Annotated in this window: 19 protein-coding genes; 9 read left to right on the plus strand and 10 right to left on the minus strand. The window is 66.6% G+C overall.

All coding sequences use genetic code 11. The features are described from left to right. A complete protein-coding gene (locus OHZ10_RS17145; protein WP_342705418.1) occupies nt 1–597 on the plus strand; it encodes a TetR/AcrR family transcriptional regulator in 597 nt (198 codons plus the stop codon). Between the two features lie 96 nt (nt 598–693). On the opposite strand, the gene opcM is transcribed toward OHZ10_RS17145, so the two are convergent. From opcM to OHZ10_RS17165, 4 genes are read right to left on the minus strand one after another with little or no spacing between them, the layout of a single operon-like run. Next, nucleotides 694–2,229, minus strand: a complete 1,536-nt coding sequence (opcM, locus tag OHZ10_RS17150; RefSeq protein ID WP_342705419.1) for a multidrug efflux transporter outer membrane subunit OpcM — start codon at nt 2,227–2,229, stop codon at nt 694–696. Nucleotides 2,230–2,239: 10 nt separating this feature from the next. Then, nucleotides 2,240–5,440, minus strand: a complete 3,201-nt coding sequence (ceoB, locus tag OHZ10_RS17155; RefSeq protein WP_174993728.1) for a multidrug efflux RND transporter permease subunit CeoB — start codon at nt 5,438–5,440, stop codon at nt 2,240–2,242. Between the two features lie 45 nt (nt 5,441–5,485). Then, on the minus strand, nt 5,486–6,703 hold the full coding sequence (gene ceoA / locus OHZ10_RS17160; protein ID WP_059238792.1) for a multidrug efflux RND transporter periplasmic adaptor subunit CeoA: 1,218 nt from the start codon (nt 6,701–6,703) through the stop codon (nt 5,486–5,488). Nucleotides 6,704–6,735: 32 nt separating this feature from the next. Beyond that, nucleotides 6,736–7,590, minus strand: a complete 855-nt coding sequence (locus OHZ10_RS17165) for an alpha/beta hydrolase (RefSeq protein WP_059238790.1) — start codon at nt 7,588–7,590, stop codon at nt 6,736–6,738. A gap of 174 nt (nt 7,591–7,764) precedes the next feature. Between OHZ10_RS17165 and ceoR the strand changes: the two genes are divergently transcribed. Both ceoR and OHZ10_RS17175 read left to right on the plus strand, forming a co-directional pair. After that, nucleotides 7,765–8,769 (plus strand): putative multidrug efflux transcriptional regulator CeoR, encoded by a 1,005-nt coding sequence (gene ceoR, locus OHZ10_RS17170; protein WP_059238788.1) that lies wholly within the window; start codon nt 7,765–7,767, stop codon nt 8,767–8,769. A gap of 424 nt (nt 8,770–9,193) precedes the next feature. Beyond that, nucleotides 9,194–9,487, plus strand: coding sequence for a DUF4148 domain-containing protein (locus OHZ10_RS17175; protein WP_342705420.1), 294 nt, complete (start codon nt 9,194–9,196; stop codon nt 9,485–9,487). 208 nt (nt 9,488–9,695) lie between these two features. Here OHZ10_RS17175 and OHZ10_RS17180 read toward each other — a convergent pair whose 3' ends face one another. The 3 genes from OHZ10_RS17180 to selD form a co-directional block, all read right to left on the minus strand. Continuing rightward, a complete protein-coding gene (locus tag OHZ10_RS17180) occupies nt 9,696–10,775 on the minus strand; it encodes a purine-nucleoside phosphorylase (protein ID WP_059238784.1) in 1,080 nt (359 codons plus the stop codon). A 230-nt stretch (nt 10,776–11,005) separates the two neighbouring features. Continuing rightward, the gene (locus tag OHZ10_RS17185) at nt 11,006–11,599 is read right to left on the minus strand and encodes a LysE family translocator (RefSeq protein ID WP_342705421.1); all 594 of its coding nucleotides are present in this window, start codon (nt 11,597–11,599) and stop codon (nt 11,006–11,008) included. Between the two features lie 71 nt (nt 11,600–11,670). Next, nucleotides 11,671–12,735 carry a selenide, water dikinase SelD gene (gene selD / locus OHZ10_RS17190; RefSeq protein ID WP_081052058.1) on the minus strand — a complete coding sequence of 355 codons (1,065 nt, stop codon included), beginning with the start codon at nt 12,733–12,735 and terminating at the stop codon, nt 11,671–11,673. Nucleotides 12,736–12,850: 115 nt separating this feature from the next. Here selD and OHZ10_RS17195 point away from each other — a divergent pair, with 115 nt between their 5' ends. Then, nucleotides 12,851–13,687, plus strand: coding sequence for a DMT family transporter (locus OHZ10_RS17195; RefSeq protein WP_059238777.1), 837 nt, complete (start codon nt 12,851–12,853; stop codon nt 13,685–13,687). 33 nt (nt 13,688–13,720) lie between these two features. Here the strand turns inward: OHZ10_RS17195 and OHZ10_RS17200 are convergent, their stop codons facing one another. Further along, nucleotides 13,721–14,824, minus strand: a complete 1,104-nt coding sequence (locus OHZ10_RS17200) for a porin (RefSeq protein ID WP_342705422.1) — start codon at nt 14,822–14,824, stop codon at nt 13,721–13,723. Nucleotides 14,825–15,173: 349 nt separating this feature from the next. Here OHZ10_RS17200 and OHZ10_RS17205 point away from each other — a divergent pair, with 349 nt between their 5' ends. The 3 genes from OHZ10_RS17205 to OHZ10_RS17215 are packed head-to-tail and all read left to right on the plus strand — an operon-like array spanning nt 15,174 to nt 18,363. Next, nucleotides 15,174–16,073 (plus strand): N-formylglutamate amidohydrolase, encoded by a 900-nt coding sequence (locus OHZ10_RS17205; RefSeq protein ID WP_059238773.1) that lies wholly within the window; start codon nt 15,174–15,176, stop codon nt 16,071–16,073. After that, nucleotides 16,070–16,843, plus strand: coding sequence for an IclR family transcriptional regulator (locus tag OHZ10_RS17210; protein ID WP_059238771.1), 774 nt, complete (start codon nt 16,070–16,072; stop codon nt 16,841–16,843). Before OHZ10_RS17205 ends, OHZ10_RS17210 begins: the two co-directional genes overlap by 4 nt. Nucleotides 16,844–16,872: 29 nt before the next feature. Beyond that, a complete protein-coding gene (locus OHZ10_RS17215) occupies nt 16,873–18,363 on the plus strand; it encodes a YfcC family protein (protein ID WP_059238769.1) in 1,491 nt (496 codons plus the stop codon). Between the two features lie 109 nt (nt 18,364–18,472). On the opposite strand, the gene OHZ10_RS17220 is transcribed toward OHZ10_RS17215, so the two are convergent. Further along, complete coding sequence (locus OHZ10_RS17220; protein WP_059238766.1) at nt 18,473–19,981, minus strand: PLP-dependent aminotransferase family protein; 1,509 nt, start codon at nt 19,979–19,981, stop codon at nt 18,473–18,475. 120 nt (nt 19,982–20,101) lie between these two features. Between OHZ10_RS17220 and OHZ10_RS17225 the strand changes: the two genes are divergently transcribed. Together OHZ10_RS17225 and gabD are read left to right on the plus strand one after the other, a co-directional pair. After that, entirely contained in the window at nt 20,102–21,391 is a 1,290-nt protein-coding gene (locus OHZ10_RS17225; RefSeq protein ID WP_059238763.1) for a 4-aminobutyrate--2-oxoglutarate transaminase, read from the plus strand. Between the two features lie 100 nt (nt 21,392–21,491). Further along, entirely contained in the window at nt 21,492–22,961 is a 1,470-nt protein-coding gene (gene gabD, locus OHZ10_RS17230) for an NADP-dependent succinate-semialdehyde dehydrogenase (protein ID WP_059240892.1), read from the plus strand. 294 nt (nt 22,962–23,255) lie between these two features. Here gabD and OHZ10_RS17235 read toward each other — a convergent pair whose 3' ends face one another. Beyond that, on the minus strand, nt 23,256–24,599 hold the full coding sequence (locus OHZ10_RS17235) for a virulence factor (protein WP_081052057.1): 1,344 nt from the start codon (nt 24,597–24,599) through the stop codon (nt 23,256–23,258). Nucleotides 24,600–24,661: the final 62 nt, after the last annotated feature.

Raw genomic sequence — 24,661 nt, forward strand, 5'->3', positions numbered from 1 at the left:
ATGCGTTATTCCGTCGAGCACAAGCACGAAACCCGCGCGCGCATCCTCGAAGCCGCGAGCCGCCTGTTCCGCCAGGAGGGCTATGGCGGCTCCGGCATCGGTCCGCTGACGAAGGCGGCCGGCGTCACCAACGGCGCGTTCTACGGACATTTCAAATCGAAAGGCGAGGCGTTCCGCAACGTTGTGCTCGACGGCCTCGACCAGCTCCGGCAAGGCGTCGCGACGTTCAAGGCCGAGCATGGCGCGCGCTGGCGGCGCCCGTTCGTGTCGTTCTACCTCGGGCCCCGGCGCACCTGCGCACTCGGCGAAAGCTGTGCGCTGCCGAGCCTGTCGCCCGAAGTGATGCGCGCCGACGACGACACGCGCGACGCATACGCAAAGGCGTTGCGGCAGATCGTCGACGAAGTGTCGTCCGGGCTCGGCGACACGCCCGACGACGACCGCGCGATCGCGTTCCTCGCGCTGCTGTCGGGCGGCGTCACGCTCGCACGCGCGGTGCGCGATCCCGAACTGGCGCAGCGCATCGCCGATGCGGTCGGCCGGTATGCGGTGGTCATCGCCGAGCGTACGGACGTACGGCCCGAGCAGCAGCCATAGCAAGCGGCCCATAAAAAACCCCGATCCGCGTTGCCACGGACCGGGGTTCTGCTTCGTTCGGCCACCTGCGTGAACGGCCCTTGGCGGGCCGCTGTTTCAGCGCGCGGCGACCTCCGCCTTGACGGCCGCCGCATCGCCGACCGCCGTCGGCGCCGCACCCCAGCCGCCGCCGAGCGCGCGGATCAGGTTGACGGTCGACACGGCCTGCGCGCCAGTGAGCTGGTTCGCCTGCAGTTGCGACTGCAGCACCGAACGCTCGCTGTCGATCACGTCGAGATAGGCGACCTCGCCTTCCTGGTACTGCGTGCGCGACAGCGTCGCCGCACGGCGCGACGCATTGACGGCTGCATCCTGCGCGCGGATCTGGTCGTCGAGCAGACGCAGGTCGGAAAGATTGTCCTCGACCTCGCGGAACGCGACGAGTACCTGCTGCCGGTAGTTCGCGACCTGCTCGTCGTACTGCGCGCGCGCCTGCTGCACGCCGGCCGCCCGGCGCCCGCCGTCGAACAGCGGCAACGTCAGCGCGGTGCCCGCGAACGGCCCGAGCAGGAACGTGCGGCTCGACCACAGGAACAGGTTGCCGAGCGTCGACGCCTCATAGCCGAACGCTCCGGTGATATCGAGCTTCGGGAAGTACGCGGACTTCGCGAGGCCGATCCGCGCGTTCGCGGCCGCCATCGCCCGCTCGGCCGCCGACACGTCCGGACGGCGTTCGAGCAACGCGGACGGCAGGCCCGGCGGAATCTTCACCGCGACCGGCACGATCGGCGTTTCCTTGAACCCGAAATCCGCCGGCGCCTTGCCGAGCAGGATCGCGAGCGCATGCTCGGACGCCGCGCGCCGGCGCGCGACGCCGACCGCATCGGCCTGTGCGCTCGCCAGCTCGTTCTTCGCACGCGATACGTCGAGCTCGCTGATGTCGCCTTCGTTGAAGCGGCGCTGCACGAGCTTCAGTGCCTGATCGCGCAGCTCCACCGTGCGGCGGTATAGGTCCTGGTCCGAATCGAGCTGGCGCAGTTCGAAGTAGTTCTGCGCGACGTCCGCCTGCAGCGCGAGCTGCACCGAACGGAACAGCGCTTCGCTCTGCGCCTGGTCGGCACGCGACGCCTCGACGTTGCGGCCGACGCGGCCGAACAGGTCGGCCTCGTACGACACCGTGCCCTGCGCACGCCACAGCGTCGCGTTGGTCGGGCCCGTGCCCTGCGGCTGGAACTGCGACGCCGACGACAGCCCCTGGCGCGTCGGCCCGAAACCGGCGCCGACCTGCGGGAACCACTGCGAACGCGCCGTACGCGTCGCCGCACGCGCTTCCTCGACACGCGCGGCCGCGGCCTTCAGGTTCTGGTTCGCGGCGAGCGCCTGCGTCTCGAGCGAATCGAGCACCGGGTCGCCGAACACTTTCCACCATTCGCCGCGATGTTCGCTGTCCGCGGGCTCGGCCGTCTTCCACGTGCCGGCCTGCTCGCCGGCGGCGAGCGTCGGCGCTTCCTTGAACGCGGCCGGCGCCGCGGCATCCGGGCGCTTGTAGTCGGGGCCCACCGCGCACGCGGCGAGCAGCGTCGCGAGCAGGGTGCTCGCGACCGCCACCTTCGCGAAACGCATCAGGCCGTTCGTGTTGTGCAAGTTGTTCATGTTGTTGTCCTCAAGCATCCGATGCAGGCACGCCCGGAGTCGTCACGCCGTAACCCGCCGAGTCCTTGCCGGCGACGTGGATCTTGCCGCCCGCGAGCGTCCGCAGCACGACGTAGAACACCGGCGTCAGCATCAGCCCGAACAGCGTCACGCCGAGCATCCCGAAGAACACCGCGACACCCATCGCATGACGCATTTCCGAACCGGCCCCCGTCGACGTGACGAGCGGCACGACACCCATGATGAACGCGATCGACGTCATCAGGATCGGGCGCAGCCGCAGCCGGCTCGCCTCGATCGCGGCCTCGAGCGGCGTCCTGCCGTCATGTTCGAGCTCGCGTGCGAATTCGACGATCAGGATCGCGTTCTTCGCCGACAACCCCACCAGCACCATCAGACCGATCTGCGTGAAGATGTTGTTGTCGCCCTGCGTGAGCCACACGCCCGTCAGCGCCGACAGAATGCTCATCGGCACGATCAGGATCACCGCGAGCGGCAGCGTCAGGCTTTCATACAGCGCGGCGAGCACGAGGAACACGAGCAGCACGCTGATCGGGAACACATACATCGCCGAATCGCCCGCAAGAATCTGCTGGTACGTGAGGTCGGTCCACTCGAACCGCACGCCGCGCGGCAGCGTTTCATGCGCGATGCGCTCGATCGCGGCCTGCGCCTGCCCCGACGAGAAACCCGGCGCCGGTCCGCCGTTGATGTCGGCCGCCGTGTAGCCGTTGTAGCGCACGACCATTTCCGGGCCGAACGTCGGCGTCACCGTGACGAGCGACGACAGCGGCACCATCTCGCCCTTGTCGTTGCGCGTCTTCAGTTGCAGGATGTCGTCCGCGCGCTGGCGGAACGGCGCATCGGCCTGCACGCGCACCTGGTACACGCGCCCGAAGCGGTTGAAGTCGTTCACGTACAGCGAGCCGAGATACACCTGCATCGTGTTGAACACGTCCGTGACCGGCACGCCGAGCTGCTTCGCCTTCACGCGGTCGAGATCGACGTTGAGCTGCGGCACGTTGATCTGGTAACTCGTGAACAGCGGGCCGAGTTCAGGCGCCTGCTGCGCGCGCTTGATGAAGTCGTTGGTCGCATCCGCGAGCCGCGCATAGCCGACCGCACCGCGATCCTCGATCTGCATCTTGAACCCGCCGAGCGTACCGAGGCCCAGCACCGGCGGCGGCGGGAACACCGCCACGAACGAGTCCTTCATCGTGCTGTACTGCTGGTTCAGCGCACCCGCGATCGCGCCGGCCGACAGCGCCTTGCCATGCCGTTCCGAGAACGGCTTCAGCGTGACGAACACGATGCCCGCGCTCGAGCTGTTGGTGAAACCGTTCACCGACAGCCCCGGGAACGCCACCGCGCTCTCGACGCCCGGCTGCTTCAGCGCGATCGAACCCATGTCGCGGATCACCTTCTCGGTGCGGTCGAGCGACGCGCCGTTCGGCAGCTGCGCGAACGCGATCAGGTATTCCTTGTCCTGCGCGGGCACGAAGCCGCCCGGCACGACCTTCGACACGAGCACGGTCGCGCCCACCAGCACGAGGTACACGCCGAGCATCAGCGTCTTGCGCGACAGCACGCCGCGCACGCCGCGGCCGTAGTTCTCCGCGCCGCGATGGAACACCTTGTTGAAGCCGCGGAAGAAACCGCCGAGCACGCGGTTCATCACGCGCGTGAGCCAGTCCTCCTTGTCGCCATGGCCCTTCAGCAGGATCGCGGACAGCGCCGGCGACAGCGTCAGCGAGTTGAACGCCGAGATCACCGTCGAGATCGCGATGGTCATCGCGAACTGCTTGTAGAACTGGCCGGTCAGGCCCGACATGAACGCGAGCGGCACGAACACGGCGACGAGCGTCAGCGCGATCGCGATGATCGGCCCGCTCACTTCCTGCATCGCCTTGTAGGTGGCCTGCCGCGCGTTCATCCCGCTCTCGATGTTCCGCTCGACGTTCTCGACCACGACAATCGCATCGTCGACCACGATCCCGATCGCGAGCACCATCCCGAACAATGACAACGCGTTGATCGAATACCCGAACGCCAGCAGCAGCGAGAACGTGCCGATGATCGACACCGGCACCGCAATCAGCGGAATCAGCGACGCACGCCAGGTCTGCAGGAACACGATCACGACGATCACGACCAGCGCGATCGCTTCGAGCAGCGTGTGCACGACGGCCTTGATCGACGAGCGCACGAACTGCGTCGGGTCATAGACGATCTTGTAGTCGATGCCCGCCGGCATGTCCTGCTTCAGCTCGGCCATCGTCTTGCGCACTTCGTCCGAAATCTGCAGCGAGTTCGCGCCCGGCGACTGGTTGATCGCCATCGCGACGGCCGGCTTGTTGTCGAGCAGCGAGCGCAGCCCGTATTCGGACGCATCGAGCTCGATCCGCGCGATGTCGCGCAGGCGCGTGACGCCGCCGTCCGGCGTCGTCTTCACGACGATGTCGCCGAATTCGTCTTCCGTCTGCAGACGGCCGCGCGCGTTCACCGACAGTTGCAGCGGCGTGCCCGGCAGCGACGGCGATGCGCCGATCACGCCGGCCGCGACCTGCACGTTCTGCTCGCGGATCGACTGCACCACGTCCTCGGCCGACAGCCCGCGCTGCGCGACCTTCTGCGGATCGAGCCACACGCGCATCGCGTAGTCGCCCGAACCCCACAGCTGCACCTGGCCGACGCCCTGGATCCGCGACAGGCGATCCTTCACGTTGATCAGCGCGTAGTTGCGCAGGTAGGTCATGTCGTAGCGGTTGTCCGGCGAGATCAGGTGGACCACCATCGTCAGCGTCGGCGAGCTCTTCACCGTCGTGATGCCGAGCCGCTGCACGTCTTCCGGCAAGCGCGGCAGCGCCTGGTTCACGCGGTTCTGCACGAGCTGCGTGGCCTTGTCAGGATCGGTGCCGAGCTTGAACGTGACGGTAATCGTCATGTTGCCGTCGCTGTTCGCCTGCGACTGCATGTAGAGCATGTCCTCGACGCCGTTGATCTGCTCCTCGAGCGGCGACGCGACGGTCTCGGCGATCACTTTCGGGTTCGCGCCCGGGTACTGCGCCTTCACGATCACGGAAGGCGGCACGACTTCCGGATATTCCGAAATCGGCAGCAGGAACATCGCGATCACCCCGCCGAGCAGGATGATCACCGATAGGACTCCTGCAAAGATCGGCCGGTCGATAAAGAATTTGGAAATGTTCATGTATGGCTCTGTCTGGTTGAACGCGGATGCGAAGCGGCGGGCCGCTTACGAATCCGCCTTCGCCGGTGCGGCCGGCTTCGCGTTGTTCGCGAGCGGCGCGGACGGCGCATCGCCGCCCGTCATCGGGACCATGTGCGGCTTCACCTGCTCGCCAGGGCGCACGCGCTGCGTGCCGTTCACGACCACGCGATCGCCGGCCGCCAGCCCGCTCACGATCACGCGGCGGTTGCCGTGCTGCATCCCCTGCTGCACTTCGCGGTACGACACGCGGCCCTGCTGGTCGACGACGAACACGAACTTCTTGTCCTGGTCGGTGTTGATCGCCGCATCGTCGACGAGCAATGCCTCGTGCGGCGCGCTGCCGCCCACCTTCACGCGTGCGTACAGGCCCGGGACGAGCGCGCCGTCGGCGTTGTCGAAGCGTGCGCGCACGCGGATCGTGCCCGACGACGTATCGAGCCGGTTGTCGACCGAGTCGATCTCGCCGCTGCGCGAATAGCCGGTCTCGTTCGCGAGGCCCAGCTCGACCGGCACCTTGCGGCCGCTGCGCGCGCCGTTGATGTATTGCAAATAGGTCTGTTCGTCCGCGTCGAACGATGCGTAGATCGGCGATACCGACACCAGCGTCGTCAGCGGCGCGGCCGACGCGCCGGCCGACACGACGTTGCCGAGCGTGATTTCCGCGCGCGACACGCGGCCCGACACGGGCGCGGTGATCCGCGTATAGCCGAGGTTGATGCGCGCCGTTTCCAGCGCGGCGTCAGCAGCCTTCAGGTTCGCCGCCGCCTCACGCGCCGCGTTCTGCTTCTCGTCGTAGTCGCGCTTCGCGATCGCGTTGTCGCCGATCAGCCGCTGCGCGCGCTGCCAATCCGTCTGCGCATAACCGTTGCGCGCCTGGGCGGCGGCGAGCTGCGCGGCCGCGCGATCGGTTTCGGCCTGGTACGGGCGCGGGTCGATCACGAACAGCACGTCGCCCTTCTTCACGAGCGCGCCGTCCTTGAAGTTCACCGCGACGATCGTGCCCGATACCTGCGGGCGCACGTCGACTTTCTCGACCGCCTCGAGGCGGCCCGAATAGCTTTGCCAGTCGGTCACGGTCTGCGGGACGACGGTCGCGACGTCGACTTCGGGCAGCGGCGCTGCCGCTTTCTCGGGCGCGTTCGCATTGACGCGCATCGCGCCGAACGTGCCGAGGCCGACGACGGCGAGCGTCACGATCGCCGCGGTGGCGATTCGCGAACGGGAGGTGCGTAGGATGGCCATGTGGATCTCCAGTAAACGTGGATTGGTTTTGGTTATGGGTTCGGCTGGCGCGCCTGGAAGCGGCACTGGAAGAAGCGCACGGCTTCCTCGAATGCGGCTTCGTGCGTGGCGAGCGTCGCGTGCGTGATGTCCGGGTAGCGGATCACCTGCGTGAGCACGCCCGACGAGATCAGGCAGCTCGCATATTTCTCCGCTTCGACGTGCAGCACGTCGTTCTGCGCGGTGACGACGAGCGTCGGCGGCAGCCCCGCGAGGCGCACCGATTCGAGCGGCGCCGCGTACGGGTGGATGCGCTGCGCCGCCTGCGGCAGATACGCGCGATAACAGGCCGCGCATTCGCGCGCGGTGATGTCTGATGCGAGACGTTCGGCGTCGCCGATGCGCGTCATGCTCGGGTCGAGCATCGGCCCGAACAGCGCCTGCGCGACGATCGACACTTCACCGCGGTCACGTGCGATGAAGGCGAGACAGTTCGCGAGCTGGCCGCCCGCGTCGTGGCCCGCGACCCCGATTTTCTTCGGGTTGCCGCCGAACGCGCGGGCGCGTGTCGCGGCCCACACGGCGGCGCGATACGCATCCTCCGGCGCGGCCGGAAAAGGAAAGGCCGGCGCGAGCGAATAGTCGACCGACACTACGAGAGCTGGTAAGCGTTCTGCTAAAAAACGCGCGGCGAAATCCGCGTCTTCGAGCGAACCGCGGACGAAACCGCCGCCGTGGAAATAAAGCACTACTGGCAACCCGGTCTTGTCCGGGCGGCGGTAGAGGCGCAGCACGATGTCCTGCGCGTAGCCGGGAATTTCCACTTCGGCGACCGTCAGCGCCGCGCCTGCCAAGGCTTGCGCGGGCAGCGCGGCTTTCAGGAATTTGCTGAATTCAGAAGCGTCCATGACGATGCAGCATCCATTTCGAGATGGAACGAATTCTGGGTCCGGCAGACATTGGGATAAATGCCTATAATCCGGCAACACAATTCAACGCCCCCGAACAATCCGAGGCTGCGTTTACCCACGAGGTAGCGCAGCCTTGTCGTTCCGGAGGCTCATTAGATTGCGGAGGTTGTGATGGACCGGCTTCAGGCCATGCAGGTGTTTACTCGCGTCGTCGATACAAGCAGCTTCACCAAGGCAGCAGAAACGCTCAGCTTGCCGCGGGCGTCCGTCACGACGATCATCCAGAATCTCGAAGCCTTCCTCGGCGTGCGTTTGATGCACCGGACCACGCGCCGGCTGTCGCTCACGCCGGACGGCGCCGCGTACTACGAACGATGCGTGCGGATCCTCGCGGATGTCGAGGAAACCGAAGCAAGCTTCCAGGCCAACAACCGGAAGCCGCACGGAAAGTTGCGTATCGACATGCCGGGCTCGATCGGCCGGCTGCTCGTGATTCCGTCGCTGTGCGAATTTCATACGCGCTATCCGGACATCGACCTGCAGCTCGGCCTGTCCGACCGGCCGGTCGACCTGCTGCAGGAAGGCGTCGACTGCGTGATCCGCGTCGGCGCGCTGCAGGATTCGTCGCTCGTCGCGCGCCGCGTCGGCCTGTTCGAAGGCGTGACGGTCGCCGCGCCCGACTATCTCGAACGCTTCGGCGAGCCGCAGACGATCGAGGATCTCGGCCAGCACAAGGCCGTCAACTATTTCTCGAGCCGCACCGGCCGCACGATCGACTGGACGTTCCTCAGCGAAGGCAAGGAAGTCGAGGTGAAGATGGACAGCATCGTGTCGGTGAACGACGCGGATGCGTACGTGACCTGCGGGATCGAAGGCTTCGGGCTGATTCAGCCGCCGCTGTTCATGGTGCTGCCGCACCTGCGCGAAGGCCGGCTCAAGGAAGTGCTGCCCGGCGTCAAGCCGCTGCCGATGCCGATCTCGGTCGTGTATCCGCACAGCCGTCACCTGTCGCCGAAGGTGCGCGTGTTCGTCGACTGGGTGGCCGAAGTGTTCGACCGCTGCCCGCTGCTGAGCGGCAAGGGCAGCCTCGACGCGACGTGCAGCAAGCGCACGTTCGAGGAAGCCGAACGCGCGCCGGCGCTCGATACGCCGGTCATCAACGAGTGGGTCGCGTAATCCTCTGACCTGCCTGCGCGGGCCGCCAGGCCCGCGCGTCTTCAAGCCGCCGTTCCGCGCGGCGCTTTCGATCCTTCCCGATTCCGCAGCAAACCTTTGTGCCGCGCGCAGCAATCGCCCGCGTGCGCCGTCGCGGGTGGCTGTCGCATCCGTGCGAGCCCCGCCGCACGGGGCTGCCGGCGATTTCCGCATAACCCTGCCGTCCATGCGGATGTCGATTGTTCCTTTGCGACGACAAATCAATTCGCGTCTGCCGCATTTATCGCGACGGAGCAGATACCTAGAGTAAACCCTGTCGCGCACCTCGTTGCGCATCGAACAGATCCCGCCTGACGGGACCGGAGTAAGCGCCGAAGCGCCAGCTCCGACATGGGATCTGAGTAAGCGCTGAAGCGCTAACTCATATCGACACAGGAGTTATGTCATGAACCGCCGCAACCTTCTCTCCGCCCTGGCCCTCACGCTCGCCGTGTCCGCACCGGCCTTCGCCGATTCGGGCACGCCGCACGCCGGCGACTACGGCAACACGTCGTGGTACTCGCAGCACTACGGCCCGCGTACGCGTGCCGAAGTGAGCGCGGAAGTCGAGCAAGCGCGCAAGGACGGCACGCTCGCGTACCTGCGCAAGGCGAATTCGTATCCGCAAGGGCTCGAACTCGCACAGGGCCCGTATCGCCCGATGCCGGAAAGCAACCAGCTCGCCGGCGGGGGCCGGTAAACGCGCAACGCCGCGCAGCGGGTTGCCCCGTGCGCGGCGTCGCGACACACCAATCGACGACTCGCTGAGTCAGTTAGCTGCAGGAGCACATGATGAACGACCACCTTCCTTCGCCGCTCGATCACTGGGACGACACCACGCCGGTCTGGACGCCGTTCCGTTCGGCCCCGCACTCGCATTGAGCGCCGGCTGAGTCATCGTCCGGCCCTCAACGACGCGGCACGCCGTCGCGCCATTCGCCCCAGTGCGTGACGATGTCCTGCACGAGCGGATTGCCCGCGCGGTACAGGTTTTCGGTCGCCGGGGCGAAACCGCCCTGGTCCGCGTAGTTCAGCAGGTTGTCGGCACTCGTCTGCCCCGCGTATGGCCGGTCGAAATCGGACCCCGTACGCAACACGGCGACGCGCGACAGGTCGACCCGCTTCACGCTGGCCGCGCGCTTGAGCGCTTCATACGTCGCGTTGTCTTCCTGCGCGGTCATGCAGTACGTGCCCTTGCCGTCGGTCAGGATCTTCGTCCACTGGCGCGCGCGCTCGCCGATCAGCGTGCCCGAGAACCACGTGTTGCCCGATGACGTGTCGCACTGGATCACCGTCGGCGGCCGGTTCGCCGGCGCATACGTGAACTTCGCGCGCGCGGCCTGCGCCTGCGCGCTGTCGGCGAGCACGACGTTGCGCGACAACGCGACCGCGGCATCGGTCAGCTGCGGATTGAGCTGGAAGACTTCGGTGCGATAGTCGAGCGGCGGCTTGTCGTTCGGGCTCTTCGTATTGATGCCGAGAAAGCCCGTGTTCCAGCCGGCCGGAATCTCGCGCGCATCGAGCTCCCACTGCAGGCTGAAATCGACGAGGTATTTCGACCACGCGGCCGAACCGACCGTGCCTTGCGCGGGGTCGACGCCCGCGATGCCGGAGATCAGGAAATACGTGCGGCGCAGATCGAAGCGCTGCGAGAACGTAAGCGCCATGATCGTCGCCGACGCATTCGCATAGCCCATGCCGGTCGTGACCACGCACACGTCCTGCTTGTTGCAGTGAACGGCCGGATAGTCGGGCGACAGGCCGGGCACGGCGATGTCGCGCCACGGGCCGATCCGGTCGAGCCATGCCTGGCCCTCCGGCCCGAACATCGTGATGATCATGACCTTGACCGGGCGGCCCTGTGCACCGGTCTCGGAGAATGCAGTGTTGCCCGCGTTGTTGCCCTGGTTGTCCTGCGCGATCGACGGCGCGGTCGCGCAGGCTGCGAGCGAAAATGCAGCAGCGGAAAGAATGGAGCGAGTCAGCATCGGCGTTCCTTGTTTCGGTGATGTTGGGTGAGAACGGCTCTCGGAGACTGCGCGAGGGAGTATAGAACGGGCGTACGCAATGCGGAACCCGGCTACGAAACGGCGAGCGGTGTTTCGTGCGAATGGATGCGTGTTGCGTGATGGAATTCGCGCATGCGCCGCTGCATTGCGAACATCAGGAATGCTATCGGGTTTGTCGCCACGTGCAACGTCGGTCGTTTCCTGCGGTACTACACGCGCATCAACCCCGCGACGCCGTAACCGAGCACGACCAGCGCGGCGGCCGCATGGCTCGCCGCGAGCCACCCCGGCGACTTCACGAAGCGACCGATCGCGCTGCCACCGAACGCGAACACGAGCTGCCCCGCCAGGCTGCCCGCAAACACGCACGCGGCACCGGGCAACCAGTGCCGGTGTGCACCGGCGGCAGCCGTTGCATAGCCGTAGAACAGCAGGATCGTCAGCGGGTTCGCGAGCGTGACGAAGAACATCGACATGAACGGGCGATCGCCCGGCGGCGGCAGGGCATCGCCGTCGAGCGTGCGGCGCCGGTCACGCAGCGCCTGCCACAGCATCCGCATGCCCATTGCGAGCAACACGCATGCACCGACCATACGGAACACCGACAGATGCGACGCGAGCGTGCTCGCAAGCATCGCGCCGATCGTGAACGCGACGACTGCATAGCAGCCGTCCGCCGCGGCCACGCCGATTGCGGCGCGCACGCCGGCCGCCGTGCCGGCGCGCATGCCGTAGTTCGCGATCATCAGCGCGACGGGCCCGACCGACAGCGCGATCATCAGCCCGAACAGGAAGTCGTTCATCGGTCGTCGATGCCTTCATGGAAGGCATCGATTCTAGCGACGTCAAAACGATCCGGTGTGTGAATCCGGCGTCAGGCGACGTCGACGCGCGAGGGCCCGTCAACCATCTCGCCGATTACGACCGCGCGGTCGAAACCGTCGGCACGGAAGCAGGCGAGCACTTCATCGACGGTTTCCGGTGCGCACGCAACCAGCAAGCCGCCCGACGTCTGCGGATCGGTCAGCAACGCCTGCGCGACGGGGGGCAGGCCGTCGGCGAGCCGCACGTCGGTGCCGTATGCGGCCCAGTTGCGGCCCGACGCGCCGGTGAACACGCCGTCGGTGACGAACGCCTCGACACCGGCAAGCCACGGCAGCGACGCATAGTGCACGCGCGCGGTGAGCTGCGCGCCGCGCGCCAGCTCGAGCGCATGGCCGAGCAGCCCGAAGCCCGTGACGTCGGTCAGCGCATGCACGCCCGGCAGCGCAGCCAGCTCGGCGCCCGGCCGGTTCAGCTTGGTGGTCGTCGCGACCATCTGCGCGTAACCGTCGGCATCGAGCTGGTTCTTCTTCAGCGCGGCCGACAGCACGCCGACGCCGAGCGGCTTGCCGAGCACGAGCACGTCGCCCGCGCGCGCGGCCGCATTGCGCTTCACGCGCGACGGATGCACGACGCCGATCGCCGCGAGCCCGTAGATCGGCTCGACCGAATCGATCGAATGGCCGCCCGCGACCGGAATGCCGGCATCCGCGCACACCGATTCGCCGCCGCGCAACACGGCCGCGATCGTCTCGTGCGGCAGCACGTTGATCGGCATGCCGACCAGCGCGAGCGCGAGGATCGGCTTGCCGCCCATCGCATAGACGTCGGACAGCGCGTTGGTCGCCGCGATGCGGCCGAAGTCGAACGGATCGTCGACGATCGGCATGAAGAAATCGGTGGTCGCGACGATCGCCTGCTCGTCGTTGAGCCGGTAGACGGCCGCGTCGTCGGACGTCTCGGTGCCGACCAGCAGGTCCGGGAACAGCGCGGGCGGCGTCGCGCGCTTCAGCAGCTCGGACAGTACGCCCGGCGCGATCTTGCAGCCGCAGCCGCCCCCGTGCGACAGGCTCGTGAGGCGCGGAACGGCAGGCTGGGCTTGGGTGGCTTCGGTCATCGTCGGCATCCGGTGAATAACAACGTTCCATTATCGACAATTCCGCGCGAACGCGCCGGATACCCACATAATTGACGGCGCTGCTCCTCCCCCGCTCCCGTCCTCACTTCCGTTCATGGATCACCTGTTCATCGGCCTCGTGCTGTGCTCCGCGCTGCTGCACGCGATCTGGAATGCCTTCCTCCACGTCAGTGAAGACCGGCTCGTGCAACTCGGCACGATGTCGCTGCCGTATCTCGCGTTCGGCGTCGCCGGCGCCGCGCTGCTGCCCGCGCCGGCGCCCGCCGCGTGGCCGTACATCGCCGCATCGGCCGCGCTCGAGGTCGCGTACTGCTTCACGCTGGCGCGTGCGTACCGCAGCGGCGAATTCGGGCAGATCTATCCGATCGCGCGCGGCATCTCGCCGCTGCTCGTGTCGGTGCTGGCGCTCGCGTTGCTGCACGAGCGGCCGACGCCGTTCGGCTTCGCGGGCATCGCGCTCGTGTCGTTCGGCATCATGTCGCTCGCGCTGCGGCGCGGCTTCCGGTTCTCCGGCGAAGGCGTGCCGTATGCGCTGCTCACAGGCGTGTTCATCGCCGCGTATTCGATCTGCGACGGGATCGGCTCGCGCATCTCCGGCAGCGCGCTCGGCTACATCGCGTGGGTGTACCTGCTGTGGAGCGTGCCGCAGCTCGTGCTCGTCTGCGCGCTGCGCGGCGGCCCGCGCGCGGTGCTCGCGTCGCGCACCGCGCTCGTGCAGGGCGCGATCGCCGGCACGATCTCGCTCGCCGCCTACGGGATCGTGATCCTTGCGTACCGGCACCTGCCGGTGGCGACGGTATCGGCGCTGCGCGAAACGAGCTCGATCTTCGCGGTCGCGATCGCCTGGTTCGCGATGCGCGAGCGGCCGGGCGTGCAGCGGCTCGCCGCGTGCGCGCTGGTGGTTGCGGGCGCGGCGCTGATCCGGCTGTAAGCGGACAGCGCGCGCCCGCGGCCTGCCGCCGCGTCAGAACTTGTGGCGGATGCCGGTCACCGCGACGATCTGCGTACGCGTGCTCGACGGATTCGAGATCCCTTCGATCGCGGCCACGGCGTTCGACGACGCGCGCTGGTAGAACGCATTCACGTAGATATCGGTGCGCTTCGACAGGAAATACTGCGCACCGGCGCTGGTCTGCAGGTAGTGCGCACTCGGCTTGGGCCCCTGCGACGCGAGCACCTGCGTGTAGGTTTCGCCGAGCGCGAACTGCAGCGCGGGTGTCATCAGGTAGCGCACGCTGCCCTCGTAGTTGTTGAAGCGCATCGCACCGCCCGTCTGCAGGTTGAACAGCGAACTGGTGTACAGCAGCCCGAAGGTCGCGGCGCCCCACGCATACGCGCCGCCCGCGCCCCAGATCTGCTGGCGCGTCACGCCCTTGACGAACGTGTAGTAGTTGTCGGACGCGGCCGCGCCGGTCGTGTCGAGTGCCGGATGATCGACACGCACGTACGCGGCGCCAAGCTGCAGCGGCCCGTTCTCGTAGCTCGCGCCGAGGCTCCACACGCGGTTTTCGGCGAACGACGTCGAATTCGAGAAGCCGTACAGGCCGACCGCGCGCAGCCCGTACCACGTGGGCGTCTGGTATTGCACCGCGTTGTTGGTGCGGAACGTGTTGTTCAGGTCGTCGGTGTCGAACGGATGCAGCGCGTACTGCGTGAGCGCGGTGGTCGCACCGATCTGCAGCGGCTCCAGCACTTCCTGAGCCGCGTTGTATTGGCGGCCCATCGTCAGCGTGCCCCAGCGGTCGTTGTCCAGCCCCACGTACGCGCGCCGCCCGAACAGCCGGCCGCCCTGGCTCGCGGTGCCGGTCTCGATGTTGAAGCCGTTCTCGAGCCGGAACACCGCGCGCGTGCCGCCGCCGAGATCCTCCTTGCCGAGCAGCCCCCAGCGCGTGCCCTGCTCGTTGCCGCCGGTCGCCTGCCACGCGGCATGACCGTTCTGGTTGTTCGTGTAGGTGATCCCCGAATCGACGACGCCATACAGCGTCACGCTCGATTGCGCGTGCGCATGCGTCGCGCCTGCCGCGATTGCGATGCCTGCCAGCGCGGCCGCCATTTCCTTCCGCTTCATCTCCGACCCCTTTTTGTCGACTAAATATGGGGAGCGATTTAAATCGCCCATGACTTGTTTTATTGAATAAAACATCGTCTTATTAATTGTTGATTTCGACGATTTGCAGCGTCAAGTCATGCCAAAAATAGAACGCGAAGGTCAAATCCTCCGATTCTCAAGGCGTTTCGAAGAATGAAACGAATCCAATAACGACGGGCATTACAGGCCGATCAAAGCGCGCAGATCCGGCTTTGAAAAAAGCCCTTGACCGCAATTTTCTGCCGTTGTGAAATATTGATACGCTGTTTTAATCATTAAAACAAACGAACGAGACACTTCGAGAAACTAGGTAAAGAACCTGATCCCCATGGTGACGTTTAATTGCAACAACGCGGCCGCCGGCATACCGCCCGCGTATTTCGTCGCGCAACCGACGGCGCCCGCGCTGCCGATCGTCGTCGATTCGCCGCACAGCGGCATCGCGTATCCGCCCGACTTCTCGACCGTCGCGCCCGACGACGCGATCCGCACGACGTGGGACGCGTATATCGACGAACTGTGGGCCGGTGCCCCCGCACGCGGCGGCACGCTGCTCGGCGCGACGTTCCCGCGCGCCTACATCGATCCGAACCGTGCGGAAACCGACATCGACGAAACGCTGCTCGCCGAGCCGTGGCCCGCGCCGCTTGCGCCGCAGCCGTACACGCAGCGCGGAATGGGGTTGATCCGGCGCGACGCGCTGCCCGGCGTGCCGCTGTACGACCGCAAGCTGTCGCTCGCCGAAGTGCGCCACCGGATCGACGCGTACTACCTGCCGTACCGCCGCGCGCTCGCCGGCATCGCCGCGCCGCTGCATGCCGCGCACCGCGCGCTGTGGCACATCGACTGCCACTCGATGAAGTCGCGCGGCAACGCGATGAACGTCGACGCGGGTGCGCTGCGGCCGGACGTCGTCGTTAGCGACCGGCGCGGCACGACCGCCGACCCGGCGTTCACCGCGTGGACCGCGCAATGGTTCGCCAGCGCCGGCTACCGCGTGCAGATCAACGACCCGTACCAGGGCGGCGACCTGCTGACCGCATTTGCCGACCCGGCGCAGCAGCGCCACAGCATCCAGATCGAATTCAACCGTGCGCTGTACATGGACGAAGCCGCGTTCGCCAAAAACGACGGCTTCGCCGCGCTGAAACGCTCGGTCGATGGATACCTCGACGCGCTCGCCGGTTACGTGCGCGCACGCATCGCCTCGCCAGGAGACACCGCATGACGACCTACATCGTCGACGCCGTCGACAGCGCGCTGAAGCTGCTGACCTACGTGGCCGAGCATCCGAACCTCGGCGTGACCGAACTGGCGTCGCAGCTCGGCATCAACAAATCGCGCACGTACCGGATGCTGTGCACGCTCGAACTGCACCGTTTCGTCGTGCAGGACGCGCGCACGTCCACCTATGCGCTCGGCCCGCAGGCGTTCGTGATCGGCGTGGCCGCGTCGCAGCAGAACGCGCTCGTGCGCGCCGCGCACCGGCACATGCTCGCGCTCAACCAGGCGATCAACGAAACGATCGTGCTGCGCGTGCGCGAAGGGCTCGAATCGGTATGCGTCGCGCGCTGCGAAACGACGCACGCGGTGCGCACCGTCGGCGCGGTCGGCAACCGCCGGCCGGTCAATTTCGGCGCGTCGGGCAAGGTGTTGCTCGCGTTCGCGCCGGAAGCCGTGCGCGACGAATATCTCGCGCAACTGCGCCGGAACGGGCAGGCCGACGATCCGGCGAAGCTGGCCGGCGAACTCGACGCAGTCGCGCGCAAGGGCTACGCGGTCAGCAGCGGCGAGGTGACGCCCGGCGCGGTCGGGATCGCGGTGCCGGTGCGCGACCTGACGGGCGCGACGGTTGCATCCGTCAGCGTGACGGGCCCCGAGGTGCGCGTGAGCCACGCCGACATCCCCGACTATCTCGAACGCCTGCAGGCGTGCAGCCACGCCATTTCCGCCGAACTCGGCTACGTCCCGGCGCGCGCCGCGCTGCAACCGGCCTGACGGCCCGCTCCTTCTTCGACGAGGATCCGATGTCCGCCTCTTCCCCGAACCCGGCCGGCGCGCACGGCGCCGACCCCGCCGCGCGCGCGGCCGACGATCCGGCCGCCCCCGCCGGCCACGCACCGCATCCGCACGGCAAGATGCTGCACCCGGTCGTGATGATGCTGTGGGTACTGGCCGCCGCGATCGCGCTCACGTGGATCGTCGACTCCGGCCACTTCGAGCGCAACGGCCGGCTCGTCGTGCCGGGCACCTATCACGTGGTGCCGAAGACGACCGACCTGTCGACGCTCGTCGCGCCGGCCGTCAGCCACAGCACGCCCGCACAGGCCATGCCGGCGAGCCTCGTATCCGCGTTCGTCGTGGTGCCGCAGGGGCTGCTGAAGAACGCGCCGCTGATCGTGATGGTGATGTTCGTCGGCGGGATGTTCGGCGTGATGCGCCGCACGGGCGTCGTCGATGCGGGCATCGACCGGCTGCTGCAGTTGACCGGCAACAACGCGTACCTGCTGACGCCGATGCTGATGATCCTGATCGGGCTCGGCAGCACGCTGCTCGGCTTCATCTCCGAGTACCTCGTGATCATTCCGATGGTCGTCGTGATCGCGCGGCGCCTGGGGCTCTCCGACCTGTACGCGGTCGCGCTCGTCGCGCTCGCCGCGAAGATCGGCTACATCGCGTCGGTCACGAACCCGCTCGCGCTCGCCGTCGCGCAACCGCTCGTCGGCGTGCCGCTGTTCAGCGGCGTCGCGCTGCGCGCGGCCGTATTCGTCGTATTCCTGACGATCGGCATCCTGTACCTGCTGCGCCATGTGCGCAACACCGGCTATCGCGCCGGGCAAACGGCCGCCGGTCACAGCGCGCACGCGGCCGCGAAGCTGTCGCTGCGCCACAAGGCGACGCTCGTCGTGTTCGCCGCGGCCGTCGCGATGCTGATCTACGGCACGCGCGAACTGAAATGGGGCAACGTCGAACTCGCGGCGTTCTACGCGGCCGTGAGCATCGCGACGGCCGCGATCGGCCGGCTCGATTCGCGCAGCGCGGCCGATGCATTCGTCGACGGGATGAAGAACATGATGCTCGCGGCGCTGCTGATGGGGCTCGCCGCGTCGGTCGAACTGCTGCTGCAGAACAGCCTCGTGCTCGACACGCTGATCAATTTCTTCACGCGGCTCGCGGACGGGCAGTCGCCGGTGTGGGTCGCGAACGGGCTGATGGGCGTGCAGATGGTGCTCGACGTGTTCATTCCATCGGTGTCGGGCAAGGCCGCGGTGAGCATGCCGATCATCGGGCCGATCGCACAGCTGTCCGGTGTGAGCGGCCAGACGTCGGTGCTCGCGTTCGTGCTCGGCGGCGGGCTGACGAATCTCGTCACGCCGACGTCCGGCATGCTGCTCGCCTATCTCGCGACCGCGCGCGTCGATTTCGGCGCGTGGATCCGCTTCGTGCTGCCGCTGTTCGCGATCCTGCTCGCGCTGTCGTGCGTCGCGCTGACGTTCGCGGTGTGGATCGGGTATTGAGGTTCGGCGGCGCTACGTCACGTACATGCTCTCCGCGATGCGGAGCGCATGGCCCGGCCCGGGTACAACGACGGCCATACTCGCGCGATACGGCAGCGGCATGTGCCGCTCAGGCCACCTCGATCACCTTGCCGAACGCCCGCTCGTCGATCGCCTCGGCGAGCGTCGCAAACGCGGTCGCGATCTCGTCCTCCGGCACGCACGCATAGCCGAGCAGCAACCCCGACGCCGCGCGCGCGCGATCCGCGTAGTAACCGGACAGCGGCCGCACGACGATGTTGCGTTCGAGCGCGGCCTGCGCAACCGCGCGATCGTCGACGCCCTCCGGCAGCTGCGTGACGAGATGCAGCCCCGCATCGCTGCCGAGCGCCTGCAGCGTGTCGCCGTAACGGTGCGCGACCGCGTCGAGCAGCACCTCGCGGCGCTGCCCGTACAGCGTGCGCATCTTGCGGATATGCGACACGAAGTGCCCCTCCGCGATGAATTCGGCGAGCACGGCCTGCTGCAGCAACTGCCCTTCGCGATACAGCTCGGCGCTCGCGGTCGCGAAGCTTTCCGCGAGCGGCTCCGGCGCGACGAGATAGCCGACCCGCAGCCCCGGGAACAGCGTCTTGCCGAAACTGCCGACATAGATCACCTGCCCGGCCGTATCGAGGCCCTGCAGCGACGCAAGCGGCCGGCTGCCGTAGCGGAATTCGCTGTCGTAATCGTCCTCGATGATCCAGCAGCCGTGCTGGCGCGCGTATTCGAGCAGCATCCGGCGCCGCGCGAGGCTCATCACCATCCCGAGCGGATACTGGTGCGACGGCGTGACGAGCATCAGCTTCGGCGGTTCGGCGAGATCGGCGGCCGACGGCGCAATGCCTTCGTCGTCGACCGGAATCGGCCGCGTGGTCAGCCCCGACACGTTCAGCACGCTGCGCACGCCCCAGTAGCACGGGTCCTCGGTCCAGATCGCGTCGCCCGGATCGGTCAGCAGCCGCACCGCGAGGTCGATCGACTGGTGGATGCCGGTGGTGATCACGATCTGCTCGGGCGTGCAGCGCACCGAGCGCGACGTGCGCAGGTAGTCGGCCAGCGTCTCGCGCAGCAGCGCGAGCCCGCCGCCCGGCGCGTAGGTCAGCAGGTCGGGGCGCAGGCGCCGCCAGTACTTGTTGTGCAGCCGCGTCCATACGCGCGCCGGAAATCGCGACACATCGGGCACGCCCGGCATGAACGCGCCGCCCTGGCGCTTCGATACGCCGGCGCCGTCGACCAGCCGCGAACCCCGCGCCGACAGCCGCCGCGTGGACGGCATCACGACGGCCGGGCCGGCCGCCGCGTCGGGCGTTGCGCCGACGATCTCATCCGGCGCGCTGTCGGCGACGAACGTGCCGCGGCCGGTCGCCGAGTTCACATAGCCTTCGAGCGCAAGCTGTTCGTAAACCTGCGTGACCGTGTTGCGCGCGATTCCGAGCTCGGCGGCCAGCAGCCGCGACGACGGCACGCGCGTGCCGGCCGGCAGTTCGCGCGACAGGATCGCCTGTTGCAGCAGCCGGTGAAGCTGCCGGTAGATCGGCTGCTCGCCGCCGCGCACGAGGCGCTGCGCCAGCCAGTCCGACAACACGCTCGCGCGCATGATTGGCTCCTGAATATTTATTGAAATGGCTCTGATTGTCAGAGCCAAATGTGATTATAGTCCCCTGCATGGGCTGCCAAGGCGCCCGATTTTCTACTCACCGGAAAGAACATCAAGGAGATGACCGTGAAGAATGCCGACCTGCAGGCCCGCAAGAACGCCGCCACCCCGCGCGGCGTCGGCGTGATGTGCGATTTCTACGCAGCCCGCGCCGAGAACGCGGAACTGTGGGATGTCGAAGGCCGCCGCTTCATCGATTTCGCCGCCGGCATCGCGGTGCTGAACACGGGCCACCGCCACCCGAAGATCGTCAAGGCGATCGCGGATCAACTGAACAACTTCACGCACACCGCTTACCAGATCGTCCCGTACGCGTCGTACGTCGAACTGGCCGAAAAGATCAACGACCGCGCGCCGGGCGACTTCCCGAAGAAGACCGCGTTCTTCACGACCGGCGCCGAAGCCGTCGAGAACGCGATCAAGATCGCGCGTGCAGCGACCGGCCGTCCGGGCGTCATCGCGTTCTCGGGCGGCTTCCACGGCCGCACGATGATGGGCATGGCGCTGACCGGCAAGGTCGCCCCGTACAAGCTGAACTTCGGCCCGTTCCCGGGCGACGTGTTCCACGCCCCGTACCCGAACGCGGTGCACGGCGTGACGACGGCCGACTCGATCAAGGCGATCGAGATGCTGTTCAAGGCCGACATCGATCCGAAGCGCGTTGCCGCGATCATCTTCGAACCGGTCCAGGGCGAAGGCGGCTTCAACCCGGCGCCGGCCGAATTCGTGCGCGCCCTGCGCAAGATCTGTAACGAACACGGCATCCTGCTGATCGCCGACGAAGTCCAGACGGGCTTCGCGCGTACCGGCAAGCTGTTCGCGATGCAGCACTACGACGTGCTGGCCGACCTGATCACGATGGCGAAGAGCCTGGCAGGCGGCATGCCGCTGTCGGGCGTCGTCGGCCGTGCGGACGTGATGGACGCGGCAGCGCCCGGCGGCCTCGGCGGCACGTACGCGGGCAACCCGCTGGCCGTCGCATCGGCACATGCGGTGCTCGAGATCATCGACGAAGAGAAGCTGTGCGACCGCGCGACGCAACTCGGCGACGTGCTGAAGGCGAAGCTGAATTCGCTGCAGGCCGACGTGCCGCAGATCGCCGACGTGCGCGGCCCGGGCGCGATGATCGCGGTCGAGTTCCTGAAGCCGGGTTCGGGCGAGCCGGATGCCGAGTTCACGAAGCGTGTGCAGACGCGTGCGCTCGAGCGCGGCCTGCTGCTGCTCGTGTGCGGCGTGTACTCGAACGTCGTGCGCTTCCTGTTCCCGCTGACGATCACGCAAGCCGTGTTCGACGAAGCGCTCGTGATCCTCGAGGAAGTGCTGAAGGAAACGGTCGGCGTGCCGGCCTGAGTTCCCGTCCACGTCAACTGAATGCGCCGCCGCCGTCGCGAAGACGGCGGCGGCCGTTTTCTTCCGTCCTTACCCGTCCTTTTCAAAGCAGGCGATGCATATGAGCACCGTTCAGGAAACCCTGGCACTGAAAGATCCGTCGCTGTTCCGCCAGCAGGCGTACGTCAATGGCGAATGGCAAGGCGCAACGAACGGCGAGACGTTCGAAGTCCGCAACCCGGCGACGGGCGGCCTGCTCGGCACCGTGCCGGCAATGGGCACGGCCGAGACGCGTCACGCGATCGACGCCGCGAACGCCGCATGGCCGGCGTGGCGCAAGAAGACCGCGAAGGAACGCGCGGTCATCCTGCGCAAGTGGCACGACCTGATGATGGAAAACGCCGACGACCTCGCGCTGATCCTGACGACCGAGCAAGGCAAGTCGCTGGCCGAAGCGAAGGGCGAGATCGGCTACGCCGCATCGTTCCTCGAGTGGTTCGCGGAAGAAGGCAAGCGCGTGTATGGCGACACGATCCCGACGCCGGCGAGCGACAAGCGCATCGTCGTGACGAAGGAAGCGATCGGCGTGTGCGCGGCAATCACGCCGTGGAATTTCCCGGCGGCGATGATCACGCGCAAGGTCGGCCCGGCACTCGCGGCAGGCTGCCCGATCGTCGTGAAGCCGGCGGAAGCGACGCCGTTCTCCGCACTCGCGATGGCCGTGCTGGCCGAGCGCGCGGGCGTGCCGGCCGGCGTGTTCAGCGTCGTCACGGGCGACCCGAAGGCGATCGGCGGCGAACTGACGTCGAACCCGATCGTGCGCAAGCTGTCGTTCACCGGCTCGACGCCGGTCGGCCGCCTGCTGATGGCGCAATGCGCGGCGACGGTCAAGAAGGTGTCGCTGGAGCTCGGCGGCAACGCGCCGTTCATCGTGTTCGACGACGCCGACCTCGATGCGGCCGTGCAGGGCGCGATCGCGTCGAAGTACCGCAACAGCGGCCAGACCTGCGTGTGCACGAACCGCTTCTACGTGCATGAAGCCGTGTACGACCAGTTCGCGCAGAAGCTCGCGGCAGCCGTCGGCCAGCTGAAGGTCGGCCGCGGCACGGAGCCGGGCGTCACGCAAGGACCGCTGATCAACGAAGCGGCCGTGCTGAAGGTCGAGGCGCACATCGAGGATGCACTCGCGAAGGGTGCGACCGTCGTGACGGGCGGCAAGCGCCACGCGCTCGGCCACGGCTTCTTCGAGCCGACCGTGCTGACGGGCGTCACGCCGGCGATGAAGGTCGCGAAGGAAGAGACGTTCGGGCCGCTCGCGCCGCTGTTCAAGTTCAGCAGCGACGAAGAAGTGATCGGTCTCGCGAACGACACCGAGTTCGGCCTGGCCGCCTACTTCTTCAGCCGCGACATCGGCCGCGTGTGGAAGGTGGCGGAAGCGCTCGAATACGGGATGGTCGGCGTGAACACGGGGCTGATCTCGAACGAAGTCGCGCCGTTCGGCGGCGTCAAGCAATCGGGCCTCGGCCGCGAAGGCTCGCACTACGGCATCGACGACTACGTCGTGATCAAGTACCTCTGCCTGGCCGTCTGACGGTTCAGGGCCTGCCGCTTCGGCGACAGGCCCTGACCGCCCGGCCGGAACCGGGCGGTCCGACGCGGGCCGGCGTCCCTCTCCGTTGTGCCCGCGTCATCTCGCAGTGCTACTTTCGAAGTCTTCCGGTTCCCCATATGCGAATTCGCTGCCGCCCAGGCGGAACGTCACACCGTTCGCGAATTTCGTTCACGCCTCATTGCTCGTTCCGCGGCAAGCTGCTGAATCGAGCGTTTCGCTTCGATCCCGTTCAGGAGCGGTCCGCGCGCAACCTGTGTGCGACGTCCCCCGCCATCACCACGAATAGCCCTGCATCCCGTAGTTGGTGTCGTGACGACGCCCCCACCACGGCAGGTAAGCGTTGTTTTCGCCGCGCGCGCGAAACCAGTCCTTGTCCGGATCGATCGGTGTGAGTTTCGACGGGGGCGTCACTACGACAGCGACTGGATGTTTCGGGTCCGTCGTGCCAGCAACCAACGCGTTACCGCCGAAGTGATTGATCCGGCCGATCGCCAGCACGACGTCCGTCAATGCGCTACCGGTTCCCATGTCGCCGAGCAATGCTGCCGTGTTGAACGTCTGATTCTTGTGGTCGTATTCGGGCAGGATTTCAGTCAATGTCTGCGACAGTCCGACAAGACGAGCCGATGCGGCATCGCTGCCGGCACCGGCGTCATGAACGACGTACTTGATATCTGGGGTCGCGATCCCTGCGTTGCGTGCTGCCTGGTCGATGGTTGCCTTCCATGCTTGCACCGTTCGTGTTGTACCGGTCTTTTGCGAAAACGCATCGGTGTTGCCGGTCGCAGTCCTGCCGATCCACGCGAGTGGTTCGCGCTCGGTGTTGAAGGTCGGACCAGCGAGGAACAACACGACGAGGTTCTCGTTGATCTGGGCATCGGTGGGCGGGAAACTCGGCGCGTCCCAATTCATCACCCATACGCTCTTGTCGGGGTTCGCCTGCAGGTAGTCCAGCGCGTTGTTCAGCGACGTGAAGCCAGCGCTTGCGCCGCCTTGCGTGATCTGCACATCTGGGGGTGTGCTGTGGCTCCATACCTTCGGAAAATGTGGATTACCGATGGAAAACGTCTTTCGAATCGAGTCTTGCAAGTAGCTTTGAGAATCAGACGCGTCAAGCCGCTCAGGAATGGCAAGCTCTACGCGAATACCGGCCAGCTCCCGCCAGTCTTTTCGATCATCAGGGCTCACTGTGTAGAAATACTTCGGGTTTGTCGCATAGCGTGAACGTAACAGAAGCGGGAATTCGTACATATATTTGTGATAGAAACCCTTGAATGTCTCCGTACCTTCATTTCCGTAGGCAATCCCAGCGACTGATTGGAGTGTCGTAAACGACTTCGGGTCGGTACGCATCATGTCGTCGTTTTTGTTTGGTGCAACAAGCCCTTGCGTCCACAGCGTTTGCCACTCTGTTGAATAGTCTTTGCGTTGCAACGGATTTAGCCAAATCAGGCCGACGACCTGTGCAACGAAGGGTCTTGCGGGTACTTCAGAGTGAGTGACTGCGGTAGTCGCTGCAGCGGGCGGCGGCACCGCTTGCGCGGTACGCGTCATGGCCGTGGTGAGTAAAAACACCATTAGCGCTAGTAAGCCGGGCACGACTACGAATCGTTTCATCCAATCTCCTGTTTTCAAGTGTGCCGGGTCCGGTTGTTCTACATATGCCATTAGAGTGGCCA

The organism is Burkholderia arboris (assembly GCF_038723655.1).
GTDB lineage: Bacteria > Pseudomonadota > Gammaproteobacteria > Burkholderiales > Burkholderiaceae > Burkholderia > Burkholderia arboris.